The following is a 12,101-nucleotide window of genomic DNA, read 5'->3' on the forward strand; positions in this document are numbered from 1 at the left end:
AACGCTCAGCGCGCAACAACCTCAACTCAGGCAGGCTGAGCCTGCCGAGGCGCCACCTCAGCCAAAGCCTGCTCCAGATGCTGCAGTGTTGAAGGCAGGTCGTGCCACTTGTCCAGTCCGAAGAGGCCGATGCGGAAGGTCTTGAACTCGGGACCTTCGTCGCACTGCAGCGGCACACCCGCAGCGGTTTGCAAACCCACCGCCAGAAACTTCTTGCTCGACTGGATCTCCGGGTCGGTGGTGTAGCTCACCACCACACCCGGCGCCTGGAAACCCGGGGCTGCCACGCTGGGGAAACCATGGCGCTCCAGCAGCTCGCGCACCTGTGAGCCCAAAGCGATCTGTTCCTGCCGCACCCGCTCAACTCCGTAAGCCTCGGTCTCCACCATCGTCTCGCGCAAGCGCGTGAGCGCGTCGGTGGGCAGGGTGGTGTGGTACGCGTGACCGCCGCCTTCGTAGGTCTCCATGATCTGCAGCCACTTCTTCAGGTCCATCGCGAAGGTGGTGCTCTGCGTGGCGTCGATGGCGGCGCGGGCGCGTTCGCTCAGCATCACCATGGCGCAGCAGGGTGAGCTGCTCCAGCCTTTTTGCGGGGCAGAGATCAGGATGTCGACCCCGGTGGTTTTCATGTTCACCCACATCGCGCCCGAGGCAATGCAGTCCAGCACGAACAAGCCACCCACCGCGTGCACGGCGTCGCTCACGGCCTTCAAATAGCCGTCGGGCAGGATCATGCCGGCAGCGGTTTCCACGTGGGGTGCGAACACCAGCGCGGGCTTCTCGCGCGCGATCGTGGCCACCACCTCTTCAATGGGTGCGGGCGCCCAGGCAGCCTGCGCGCCGGCGCCGGTGCGCCGGGCCTTCATCACCGTGTGGCTGGCGGGGATGCTTCCCATGTCGAAGATCTGGGTCCATCGGTAGCTGAACCAGCCATTGCGGATCACGAGCACGTGCTTGCCGTGGGCAAACTGCCGCGCCACCGACTCCATGCCGAAGGTGCCGCTGCCGGGCACCAGCACCGCCGAGTGGGCACCGTACACGCGCTTGAGCATGGCCGAGATATCGGTCATCACACCCTGGAAGCGTTTGGACATGTGGTTGAGCGCGCGGTCGGTGTAGACCACCGAAAACTCGAGCAGGCCGTCGGGGTCGATGTGGGGCAGCAGTCCGGGCATGTTGTTGTCTCCTGGCGGGTCGCGAAAGGGAGCGCCAGACTAGCACAGCGTCCCCGTTTTTGCAGCCGCGCGGCTCAACGCCCGGACGCTGTCAAAGGCGGCTGGCGTCGACCGACGGAGGCTCGCGCAGTCGGCTGGGCGCGAGCACGCCCGCGCTGTCGAGGATGGGGTAGGCGATCGAGCAGATGTGCGAGTTGATGCGCTTCAGGTCGCTGATCAGGTCCAGGTGGAGCGCGCTGGTGTCCATGCTCTGCTGGCTCATGTCGGACAGCCGGTCGAGGTGGGTGGCGGCGTAGGCGCGCTCCTTGTCGCGGAAACGCACTTTTTCTTCGAGCAGGCGCTGCGCATCGCGCACGTTGCCGTTGAGAAACACGCTCATGCCCAGGCGCAGGTTGTCGATCAGGCGCGCGTGCAGTTCGGTGATCTCGGCCATGCCGGCCTCCGAGAAATTGCGGCCCTTGCGGATCTTCTTGTCTTCGATGTCGAGCAGCACGCGCTCGACCGTGTCGCCGATCTGCTCCATGTTGATGGTGAAGCTGATGATGTCGGTCCAGCGCCGGCTCTCGGCCTCGCTGAGCTGCTGGCGCGAGATCTTGGTGAGGTAGTACTTGATCGCCGAGTACAGGCTGTCCACCGTGTCGTCAAGCTTGCGCAGGTCTTGTGCGAGCTTGAGGTCGTTGGTCTTGATCACCGTGACCACTCCGCGCAGCATGGTTTCCACCACATCGGCCTGGTGCATGGCTTCGCGCGCCGCGCACGAGATGGCCAGCGAGGGCGTGGCCAGGGCCGAAGGGTCGAGGTGGTTGGGGCGGTCCAGCGGGCCCTTGTTGGCTTGCAGCGGCAGCAGCCGTTCCACCAGCCTGGCCACCGGCTGCGTGAGACCGATGAACACGGCGCCCACCATGAGGTTGAAGCTCAGGTGGAACAGCACGGTGAGTGTGGCCGGATCCTGCACCAGTGGCTGCATGAAGCGCACCCAGGTGGGAATGAGCCAGATGGCAATGGCCACGCCGAACACCTTGAAGAGCAGGTTGCCCAGCGGCACCTGGCGCGTGCTCACGCCCGACTTGGCGGTGGTGATCACCGCCAGCAGGCCGCTGCCCAGGTTGGCACCCAGCACGATGCCCAGCGCCACATCGAGCCCCACCACCTGCAGCGCCAACGTGGAGGCCAGCAGCACCACCGCCAGGCTCGAATACGCCACCACCGCCAACGCGGCGCCGAGAAGGATTTCAAGCAGGCGGTCGCTGGTGAGCGATTCCAGCATCAGCTGCACCGCCGGGTTCTGCGTCAGCACATTGGTGGCGCCCGAGATCAGCTGCAGGGCCAGCAGCATCAGGCCCAGACCGATCAGCACGCGCCCGAAGTCGCCAGCCGAGGTGCCCTGGCGCGAGATGAACAGCGTGACGCCGAGAAAGATGAAGAGCGGCGACAGCCACGACAAGTCGAACGAAAACACCACCGCCATCACGCTGGTGCCGATGTCGGCGCCCAGCATCACGGCCAGCGCAGCGGGCAGGACGATCAGGCCACGGCCCACAAAGGACGCCGTGATGAGCGCCGTGGCGGTGCTGGATTGCACCAGGGCCGTGACACCCAGGCCGGACAACGCCGCGGAGAAACGGTTGCCCATGCTCGCGGCCAGCACCTGGCGCAGGTTGCTGCCGAAAACCCGCAGCACGCCGTTGCGCACCAGGTGCGTGCCCCAGACCAGCAGGGCGATGGCCGCCAGAAGATCCAACAGGTGTTTCATGAGGGAAGTTATACGCCCGCGCGGCGCGTGATCCGGGACGTGGGGTCGCGCGGTGCGGGCGGCCGGTTCACCGGCTGCGGCGCCAGCGAAGAACCTCGTCGAGGATCAGCGAGACCGCGCCCACGGTGATGGCCGCGTCGGCGATGTTGAAGGCCGGAAAGTGCCCGCCGGGGAACAGGCCGCTGAGCAGCTCCCAGTGGAAGTCCAGCCAGTCCACCACGTAGCCGTACAGCAGGCGGTCGATCACGTTGCCGATGGCGCCACCCAGGATGCAGGCCAGGGCGAACGCGAACAGCTTCTCGCCCGGGTGCGTGCGCAGCATCCACACGATGAACACGGACGCTGCCACGCCCACGCCGGTGAAAAACCAGCGCTGCCAGCCGCCGGCCTCGGCCAGGAACGAGAAGGCCGCACCCGTGTTGTGCACCCTAACGACGTTGAAGAAGCCGGTGATGAAGGTGCTCTCACCCAGCTGGTAGTTGGCCAGGATCAGCAGCTTGGTGACCTGGTCGACCGCCACCAGCAAGGCGGCGAGACCGAGCCACGGCCAGATGCCGCGCATTGGGGCGTTGCTCATCAGGCCACCGAGCGGGTTTCACCCGCGCCGAACAGGTTGCTGGTGCAGCGGCCGCACAGCGTGGGGTGCGCGGCGTCCACGCCCACGTCGTCGCGGTAGTGCCAGCAACGCTCGCACTTGGCGGCGGTCGCCGGGATCACGTCCACTTGGGCATCGCCTTCGAGCAGCGCGACCTGAGAGACGATCAGCACGAACTTGAGGTCCTCGCCCAGCGAGGCGAGCAACGCATGGTCATCGGCCGGCACGGTGAGTTTCACCGTGGCCTGCAGGGACGAGCCCACACCGCCGGCGGTGCGCACGGTCTCGATCTCCTTGTTCACCATCTCGCGCACCGCGCGGATGCGCGACCACTTGGCCAACAGCACTTCGTCGGCTGCGGGCAGTTTCGCGAAGGTCTCGAAAAAGATCGATCCCTGGTTCTGCGCACCGGCCAGCACCGGCCAGGCTTCCTCGGCCGTGAAGCTCAGGAACGGCGCCATCCAGCGCAGCATGGCGTGGGTGATCTGGTGCAGCGCGGTCTGCGCGCTGCGTCGTGCGAGGCTGCCCGGTGCGGTGGTGTAGAGCCGGTCCTTGAGCACGTCGAGGTAGAACGCGCCCAGGTCTTCCGAGCAATACACCTGCAGCTTGGCCACCACCGGGTGGAACTCGTATACCTCATAGTGCGCCAGCACCTCGGCCTGGAACTGTGCCGCGCGCGCCAGGGCGTAGCGGTCGATCTCCAGCATCTGGTCCAGCAGCACGGCGTCGGTGGCCGGGTCGAAGTCGCTCACGTTGGCGAGCAGGAAACGCAGGGTGTTGCGGATGCGGCGGTAGGCGTCGGTCACGCGCGCGATCACCTTCTTGTCCATCGGTGGGTCGCCCGAGTAGTCGGTGGACGCGACCCACAGCCGTGCGATCTCGGCGCCGGGGTCCTTGGCAAAGGTCTCGATCTCGATCACGTTGCCCAAGGACTTGCTCATCTTGCGGCCCTGGCCGTCGACGTTGAAGCCGTGCGTCAGGATCCCGCGGTAGGGCGCGCGGTCGTAGAGCGCACAGCCCAGCAGCAAGGAGCTGTGGAACCAGCCGCGGTGCTGGTCATGGCCTTCGAGGTAGAGGTCGGCCTCGGGGCCGTTTTCGTGGTGTGGCAGACGGTCGTAGGCCTTTGCATGGCTGCCGCGCAACACGTGCTGGAAGGTCGAGCCCGAGTCGAACCACACCTCGAGGATGTCGGTGCTCTTGGTGTACAGCTTGGCGTCATCGGCACCCAGGATCGTTTCGGCCGTCACGCGGCTCCAGGCCTCGATGCCACCTTTCTCCACGATGTCCGCGGCCTGGTCGAGGATTTCCATGGTGCGCGGGTGCAGTTCGCCGCTGTCCTTGTGCAGGAAGAACGGGATGGGCACGCCCCAGCTGCGCTGGCGCGAGATGCACCAGTCGGGCCGGTTGGCGATCATGTCGTGCAGGCGCGCCTTGCCGTTGGCGGGGTAGAACCGGGTGTGCTCGATGGCGTCCAGCGCGGTCTGGCGCAGCGTGCGCGGCGCCTTGTCCTTTGTGAACACGCCCTCGCCCTCGTCCATGCGCACGAACCACTGGGCCGCGGCGCGGTAGATCACCGGCGTCTTGTGGCGCCAGCAGTGCGGGTAGCTGTGGGTGATGGTCTGGGTGGCCAGCAGGCGGCCGGCGTTCTTCAGCGCTTCCAGGATGACCGGCACGGCCTTCCAGATGTGCAGGCCGCCGAACAGCGGGAAGTCGGCCGCGTAGGCGCCGTTGCCCTGCACCGGGTTGAGGATGTCGTCGACCGACAGGCCGTGCGCGGCGCAGGAGTTGAAATCGTCCAGGCCGTAGGCGGGCGAGGAGTGCACGAGGCCGGTGCCGTCGGCGTCGCTCACGTATTCGGCCAGGTACATGGGCGACAGGCGCTGGTAGCCAGCGTCCACGTCGAACAACGGATGGCGGAAGTTCAGGCCGCCCAGGGCCTTGCCCGGCGCGGTGGCGATCACGGTGCCGGTGAGGCCGAAGCGCTCCAGGCATTTCTCCACCAGCGTCTCGGCCAACACCAGGCAACCCATGGGCGTGTCGACCAGCGCGTAGGTGAAGTCCGGGTGGGCGTTGAGCGCCTGGTTGGCGGGGATGGTCCAGGCGGTGGTGGTCCAGATGACGGCGAACGCGGTTTTGCCCGCGGGCAGCGCGCCCAGCCCGAAGGCGGTGGCCAGCTTCGAGGCGTCGTCGGTCTCGAAGGCCACGTCCAGCGTTTCACTCTTCTTGTCTGCGTACTCGATCTCGAATTCGGCCAGCGACGAGCCACAGTCGAAGCACCAGTACACCGGCTTCAAGCCGCGGTAGACGAAGCCGCGCTCGATCACGCGTTTGAACGCGCGCAGCTCGCCCGCCTCGTTGGCGAAGTCCATGGTGCGGTAGGGACGCTCCCAGTCGCCCAGCACGCCCAGGCGCTTGAAGTCTTCGCGCTGCTGGTCGATCTGCCCGGTGGCGAAGGCGCGGCTCTTGGCCTGCATCTCGTCGCGGCCGAGGTTGCGGCCGTGCAGTTTCTCGATCGCGTTCTCGATCGGCAGGCCATGGCAGTCCCAGCCGGGGATGTACTGCGCGTCGAAGCCGGCCAGCTGGCGGCTCTTGACGATCATGTCCTTGAGGATCTTGTTCAGCGCATGGCCGATGTGCAGCTTGCCGTTGGCGTAGGGCGGGCCGTCGTGCAGCACGAACAGCGGTGCGCCGGCGCGCGCGTCGCGCAGACGCTTGTAGAGGCCGCCTTCGTTCCAGCTGTCGACCCAGCCCGGTTCGCGCTTGGGCAAGTCGCCGCGCATGGGGAACGGGGTGTCGGGCAGGTTCAGGGTGCTGCGGTAGTCGGCGGCAGCGGGGGTGGATTCAGACATGGCGGGGATTCCGTGGTGGCTTCGACAAGCTCAGCCCGAACGGGGGAGTGAGGGGAGACAGAAGGAGACACCGTTCGCCCTGAGCCTGTCGAAGGGCAGCGACCGGATAGACGCGAGGTCTAAATTCGGTCGCGCGTGGTCTGGCGGTGGGTTTGTGTGTGCAGCGAGGCGAAGAAGGCGCGTGCGTCGTCGCAGTCGCGTGCGATGCCCTGGGTCAGGGCGTCCAGACTGTCGTATTTCAGCTCGTCGTGCAGTTTGTGAAGCAGTTCCACGCGGACGATTTTACCGTAGGCCTCCCCGCCGGGCAGGCTCTCGCTCAGAGCCCGGGGCCAGTCGAGGCAATGCGTTTCAAGCAAGACGCGCCCGCCGTTCACATCGTCGGGGTCGAGCGAGGGTCGCACGCCGAGGTTGGCCACACCGGGCAGGGGGGGTGAATCGGCGTGCGGGCCCAGGCCGTGCACCAGCACGGCAAAGATGCCGCTGGCTGCGGGCTTCCAGTGGGCAAAGCGCAGGTTGAGGGTGCGGAATCCATCGCCCTTGCCCGGGCTGCTCTCGGCCAGCTGGCGGCCGAGCTTGCGTCCGTGCACCACGTGGCCGCTGATGCTGTACGGTCGGCCGAGCAGGGCCGCCACATCGTCCATGCGGCCGGCGCCCAGCGCCTGGCGCACGGCAGAGCTGGACACGCGCAGGCCGTGCACCTCGTAGCTTTGCATGCGCGCCACGTCAAAACCCAGCTGATTGCCGGCGGCGTCCAGCATGGCGTAGTCGCCCGCGCGTTTGGCGCCGAAGCGGAAGTCGTCGCCCACCAGCACGTATTTCACGCCCAGCGAGCCGACCAGGATGTCTTCAATGAAGGCCTGCGGCGTTTGCGCGGCGAGCTGCGCGTTGAAGGGCAGCACCACGCACTCGTCCACGCCGCAGCGTTCCAGCTCCTGCAGCTTGTCGCGCAGGGTGGCGATGCGGGCGGGCGCCAGGTCGGGCTGGTGGTGCAGGGCGGCAAAGTAGTCGCGCGGGTGCGGCTCGAAGGTCATCACGCAGCTGGGCACGCCCCGGTGCTTCGCTTCGTTGTTGAGCAGCGCCAGCATGGCCTGGTGACCCCGGTGCACGCCGTCGAAATTGCCGATGGTGAGCGCGCAACCACCGCGGGTTGCCTGCGGCTTGCTGGAAAGACGGCCATGCAAGCCGCGAAAGATTTTCATGCCGGTCGGTGGGGTGAAGGTGCTCTGGCGGGCCCGTTGGCGATGGGGAATGTGCCTGTGTGACGGGCTGCGTCATCAAAGCGCGCTATATTGACACACGACGATACATGCCCGCAGGCCCAGCCTGCCGGTGATGTGGGGCCAGCCCAGGCCTGTTTTCCGGTGATGCCCATGCACAAAGGAGTCCGTCTTGAAGGTCTTGAAGCTCTCAGCCCAGGGTTTGCCACAGTCGTGGATCAGCCTGGAAGAAGCCGTCCTGCACTACGCGGCGGATGAGGTGCGCTGGGAGATGGGAGCCGAGATCGCGGTGTTCCATGGCGGGCACAACGCGATCACCGGGCGCCAGTCCGTCATCAACGTCAATTCGATCATCGGCACCCAGGGCGTGCCGCGCATCAACCCGTTCGATCTGCGGCCCACGCTGACCAACAGCAAGCTGTTTGCGCGCGACCGCAATGTGTGCGCCTACTGCGGCGAACATTTTCACGAGGAAGAACTGACCCGCGAGCACATCGTCCCCCTGGGGCAGAACGGGCGCGACCTGTGGATGAACGTGGTCACCGCCTGCCGCTCGTGCAACCACCGCAAGGGCAACCGCACGCCCGAGCAGGCGCACATGGGTTTGCTCTACGCGCCCTATGTGCCCAGCCTGTGGGAAGACTTCATCCTGCGCAACCGCCGCATCCTGGCGGACCAGATGGAGTTTTTGATGTCGCACCTGCCGAAGACCTCCAGGCTGCACGCCTGAAGCCCTGGATCAGTACGTCAGTTCAAGAACCACCAGGCGGTTTTCAGCCGCCGGCCAGGTGCGTCCAACGATCTTCTCCCCGTTGAATTCCGCCGGAATGGCCCGCACGCCGTCTTCCATCACCTTGATCTTTGAACTCGACACGCCGGCGCCCGCGGGCGGCACACCGGGCAAAGCCTTGCTGTCAAAGGCCATCTTGTCGCGTTGGGCGTCGAAGTAGCCGCGCGGCCGCGTGAAAGTGACGGTGGACTTGGCGTCCTTGTCGGCGGCGGCGATGCGCTCGGCGCGCAGATGAATGAGTTCGCTGCTGCGCGGGAAGGGGCTGCGGTAGATGTGCGTGGTGGCATATCCCGGTGCGCTGATCACGAACTCGTGCGGCACGCCGGCCTGCGCGGTGAAAGGGCCCCACAGACCATCGGCGCCCACGGTCTTGCTGTGCACGGCAGCGCCCTTGCGCTCGCCGGTGGCGGGGTCGGTGGCGTACACCATCAGCTGCGCGCCCGGCAAGGGCAGGTTGTTGGCATAGTTGCCGGTGGCCGGGTCGGTGGGCACGAGGCCCAGGCCGGTGATCTTGCCGTTGAGCACCACCGGTGCTTGCGGCGTCGGAACCAGCGTGGTGGGCGCCCGGCCGGTGATGAAGCGGTAGGTGGTCTCGAAAGCGGCGGGCGAGAACGAGGTCTCGCGGTGGTCCACGCGCGGCAGTACCGCGTTGGTCGCGCCCTTGAGCGCCGGGCCTTCAAAAGTGACGTTGGTGGGCGTGCCCTTGGCGCCGATCCATAGGCCGTCGGGCTGCGCGAACTTGTCGTTGTTGTCGGAGCGGATGGTCATCCACTTCACCGGGCCGGTCACCTCGTCGCCCGCGGCGTTCTTGGGTGCGTTCAACGCGGTGAGAAAGGGGCCGGTGCCCGAAAACTCGTTGCCTTCACGAAAGCCCTTGGTCGCCCACACGCCGTGGTTGGGCGTGCCACCCAGCACCGCGTGGCTCACGGTCTTGTCGCCACCACCGTTCTGGATGTAGTTGCGCACCGCGTTGCCGCCGCGCGAGTTGGCCACCAGCACCACCTGCTTCGCGCCGGTGGCCTTGAGCACCTTGTCCACCTCGGCCTTGAGGTAGGCCATGTGATCGTCGGTCGAGGTGCGGCCTGGCTGGGCCTTGCTGTTGTCGTCGCGCGCCAGCGGGTAGGGCAGGTCGATGGCGTGCAGGCGTTCGCGTGGCCAGCCGTTGGACTCGAAGCGCCACACCGTGCTCTGCCAGATGGAGGCCGAGTCGCCATTGCCGTGCGCGAACACGATGGGCGGCTGGTCGGCGCCTTGCGGCGCGGTGGCGCAGGCGCCGAGCAGCAGGCTGCTGGCGACCAGGGCAAAGAGGCTGCGGCGGGTGGTCATGGGTGTCTCCGCATCGTTCTTGGGCTGGCGAAAACAAAGCGGCCCGCAGGGTGCGGGCCGTTTGGGGTGAGAGGAATCAGGCAAACACGCCAGCTGTGTCCTGCATGCGGCTGGACACTTCGCTCAGGTGGTGCAAGGTGTCGCCGAAGCTCATCTCCAGCTGGGTGAGCTTCTTGAAGTAGTGGCTCACGATGTACTCGTCGGTCACGCCGATGCCGCCGTGCAACTGCACCGCCTGCTGGCCCACGAAGCGCATGGACGTGCCCAGTTGCACCTTGGCGCGCGCCATGGCTGCGCGACGCTCCGCCGCGGGTGCGTTGAGCTTGAGGCTGGCGTAGTAGCTCATGGAGCGTGCCAGTTCCAGCTGCATCTTCATGTCGGCGACGCGGTGGCGCAGCGCCTGGAAAGTGGCAATCGCCACGCCGAACTGCTTGCGCGTGTTCATGTATTCGACCGTGATCGCCAGGGTCTTGTCCATCACGCCCACGGCTTCGGCGCAGGTGGCGGCAATGCCGATGTCCACGCCGTGTTCGAGGGCAGTCAGTCCGTCGCTGGTGATCAGTTGGGCCGGTGCGTCTTTCAGCGTCAGGTCACCGGCGCGGCCACCGTCCTGCGTGTGGTGGCCAGTGGTGCTCACGCCCGAAGCGGTGCGCTCCACCAGGAACAGACCCAGCTTGCCGGCGGCCATGGCGGGCACCACAAAGGCGTCGGCCTGGTCGGCGGCTGGCACCACGTTTTTGGTGCCCGAGAGTGTCCAGCCACCGCCGGCCTGCGCGGCGGTGGTGGTGCAGACATCGAGCTTGTAGCGGGCCTTGCGCTCCTGGTGCGCGAGCACCACCAGCGCTTCGCCCGAGGCGATGCGGGGCAACCAGGCCGCCTTCAGTTCGGCCGGCGCGTAGCCACCGAGCACCCCCGAGGTGATCAGGGTTTGGGCGAGCGGCTCCAGCACGATGCCGCGGCCCAGCTCCTCCATCACCACCATGCCCTCGATCGGGCCCATGCCCATGCCACCGTCGTCCTCGCTCACGTAGAGGCCGGCGAGGCCGAGTTCGGCGAGTTCGTTGTAGGCCGCGCGATCAAAGCCACCGGCAGCCACGATGGCGGTGTGGCGGTCGAAGGTGTAGGCCTTCTCCACCCACTTTTGAACGGCATCGCGCAGCGCGCCTTGATCATCGGAAAAATCGAAGTCCATGTGTTCTCTCCTCAGCCCAAAACGGTTTGCGCGACGATGTTGCGTTGCACTTCATTGCTGCCACCGTAGATGGTGGTCTTGCGCATGTTGAAGTAGGTGGATGCGAGCGGCGCGTTGGCGTTGACGCCGCCGGGGAAGTCGCCTTGCCAGCCGGCTTCCATGGCTTCTTCGATGAAGGGCAGGCTGTAGGGGCCGGCGGCCAGCATCATGAGTTCGCTGTAGCGCTGCTGGATCTCGCTGCCCTTGATCTTGAGCAGGCCGGCAATGTCGAGCGAGTTCTTGCCCGACTTCTCGGCCGAGAGCACGCGCAGCACCATCATTTCGAGCGCGACCACGTCCACTTCGAGCAGGGCAATCTGGTCGCGGAAACGCAGGTCGTCCCACACGCCTTCGGCCTTGGCGATGCGTTTGAGTCGCTCGAGCTCGCGCTTGGCGCGGTTCACATCGGCAATGTTGGTGCGCTCGTGACTGAGCAGGTGCTTGGCGTAGGTCCAGCCCTTGTTCTCTTCGCCGATCAGGTTTTCCGCCGGCACTTCGACGTTGTCGAACCAGACCTCGTTGACTTCACACTCGCCGTCGAGCAGCTTGATGGGTCGCACCGAGACGCCGGGCGACTTCATGTCGATCAACAGGAAGGAAATGCCGGTTTGTGGTTTGCCTTCATTGCTGGTGCGCACCAGGCAGAAGATCCACTCGCCGTACTGACCCAGCGTGGTCCAGGTCTTCTGGCCGTTGACGATGTACTTGTCGCCCTGGCGTTCGGCGCGGCATTTCACCGAAGCGAGGTCGGAGCCGGAGCCCGGCTCGCTGTAGCCCTGGCTCCACCAGACGTCACCGCTGGCGATGCCCGGCAAAAAGCGCTCTTGCTGTGCCTTGTTGCCGAAGGCCATGATCACGGGCGCCACCATCACCGGGCCGAAAGGCACCACGCGGGGCGCGCCGGCCAGCGCACATTCCTCTTCGAACAGGTGTTTCTGCACCGCGTTCCAGCCCGGGCCGCCGAACTCTTTGGGCCAGCCCCAGCCGAGCCAGCCTTTTTTGCCGAGGATCTTCGCCCAGCGCTGCATGTCGTCGCGTGACAGGCGCAGGGCGTTGTGGACCTTGTGGGCGATCTCGGCGGGCAGGTTGGCCTTGACCCAGCCGCGGATCTCCTCGCGAAACGCCTGCTCTTCGGGCGTGAATGCCAAATCCATGGGGTGTCTCC

The 12,101-nt window shown here is 66.3% G+C and carries 9 protein-coding genes; 1 reads left to right on the plus strand and 8 read right to left on the minus strand.

Annotated features, from left to right (window positions below):
- Positions 1 to 26: 26 nt before the first annotated feature.
- The 5 genes from BSY239_RS02745 to BSY239_RS02765 all read right to left on the minus strand — a co-directional run bounded on the left by BSY239_RS02745 (position 27) and on the right by BSY239_RS02765 (position 7,571).
- Positions 27 to 1,175 (minus strand): aminotransferase class V-fold PLP-dependent enzyme, encoded by a 1,149-nt coding sequence (locus BSY239_RS02745; protein ID WP_069045488.1) that lies wholly within the window; start codon positions 1,173 to 1,175, stop codon positions 27 to 29.
- A 91-nt stretch (positions 1,176 to 1,266) separates the two neighbouring features.
- On the minus strand, positions 1,267 to 2,928 hold the full coding sequence (locus BSY239_RS02750; protein ID WP_069045489.1) for a Na/Pi cotransporter family protein: 1,662 nt from the start codon (positions 2,926 to 2,928) through the stop codon (positions 1,267 to 1,269).
- A gap of 67 nt (positions 2,929 to 2,995) precedes the next feature.
- Entirely contained in the window at positions 2,996 to 3,505 is a 510-nt protein-coding gene (lspA, locus tag BSY239_RS02755; RefSeq protein WP_069045490.1) for a signal peptidase II, read from the minus strand.
- Positions 3,505 to 6,372: an isoleucine--tRNA ligase gene (gene ileS, locus BSY239_RS02760; protein WP_069045491.1), complete on the minus strand. Its 2,868-nt coding sequence runs from the start codon at positions 6,370 to 6,372 to the stop codon at positions 3,505 to 3,507. Before ileS ends, lspA begins: the two co-directional genes overlap by 1 nt.
- 119 nt (positions 6,373 to 6,491) lie before the next feature.
- Positions 6,492 to 7,571 (minus strand): bifunctional riboflavin kinase/FAD synthetase, encoded by a 1,080-nt coding sequence (locus tag BSY239_RS02765; RefSeq protein WP_069045492.1) that lies wholly within the window; start codon positions 7,569 to 7,571, stop codon positions 6,492 to 6,494.
- Positions 7,572 to 7,761: 190 nt separating this feature from the next.
- Here BSY239_RS02765 and BSY239_RS02770 point away from each other — a divergent pair, with 190 nt between their 5' ends.
- On the plus strand, positions 7,762 to 8,319 hold the full coding sequence (locus tag BSY239_RS02770) for an HNH endonuclease (RefSeq protein WP_069045493.1): 558 nt from the start codon (positions 7,762 to 7,764) through the stop codon (positions 8,317 to 8,319).
- Between the two features lie 9 nt (positions 8,320 to 8,328).
- Here BSY239_RS02770 and BSY239_RS02775 read toward each other — a convergent pair whose 3' ends face one another.
- The 3 genes from BSY239_RS02775 to BSY239_RS02785 all read right to left on the minus strand — a co-directional run bounded on the left by BSY239_RS02775 (position 8,329) and on the right by BSY239_RS02785 (position 12,090).
- Complete coding sequence (locus tag BSY239_RS02775; protein WP_069045494.1) at positions 8,329 to 9,705, minus strand: alpha/beta fold hydrolase; 1,377 nt, start codon at positions 9,703 to 9,705, stop codon at positions 8,329 to 8,331.
- Between the two features lie 76 nt (positions 9,706 to 9,781).
- Positions 9,782 to 10,897 (minus strand): acyl-CoA dehydrogenase family protein, encoded by a 1,116-nt coding sequence (locus tag BSY239_RS02780; protein ID WP_069045495.1) that lies wholly within the window; start codon positions 10,895 to 10,897, stop codon positions 9,782 to 9,784.
- A gap of 11 nt (positions 10,898 to 10,908) precedes the next feature.
- Positions 10,909 to 12,090, minus strand: a complete 1,182-nt coding sequence (locus BSY239_RS02785; protein WP_069045496.1) for an acyl-CoA dehydrogenase family protein — start codon at positions 12,088 to 12,090, stop codon at positions 10,909 to 10,911.
- Positions 12,091 to 12,101: the final 11 nt, after the last annotated feature.

The organism is Hydrogenophaga sp. RAC07 (genome assembly GCF_001713375.1).
Lineage (GTDB): Bacteria > Pseudomonadota > Gammaproteobacteria > Burkholderiales > Burkholderiaceae_C > Hydrogenophaga.

Excerpts from the sequence above, each read along its gene's own strand:
- BSY239_RS02745 (WP_069045488.1), bottom strand. The coding sequence starts at position 1,175 with ATGCCCGGACTGCTGCCCCACATCGACCCCGACGGCCTGCTCGAGTTT.
- BSY239_RS02750 (WP_069045489.1), bottom strand. The coding sequence starts at position 2,928 with ATGAAACACCTGTTGGATCTTCTGGCGGCCATCGCCCTGCTGGTCTGG.
- lspA (WP_069045490.1), bottom strand. The coding sequence starts at position 3,505 with ATGAGCAACGCCCCAATGCGCGGCATCTGGCCGTGGCTCGGTCTCGCC.
- ileS (WP_069045491.1), bottom strand. The coding sequence starts at position 6,372 with ATGTCTGAATCCACCCCCGCTGCCGCCGACTACCGCAGCACCCTGAAC.
- BSY239_RS02765 (WP_069045492.1), bottom strand. The coding sequence starts at position 7,571 with ATGAAAATCTTTCGCGGCTTGCATGGCCGTCTTTCCAGCAAGCCGCAG.
- BSY239_RS02775 (WP_069045494.1), bottom strand. The coding sequence starts at position 9,705 with ATGACCACCCGCCGCAGCCTCTTTGCCCTGGTCGCCAGCAGCCTGCTG.
- BSY239_RS02780 (WP_069045495.1), bottom strand. The coding sequence starts at position 10,897 with ATGGACTTCGATTTTTCCGATGATCAAGGCGCGCTGCGCGATGCCGTT.
- BSY239_RS02785 (WP_069045496.1), bottom strand. The coding sequence starts at position 12,090 with ATGGATTTGGCATTCACGCCCGAAGAGCAGGCGTTTCGCGAGGAGATC.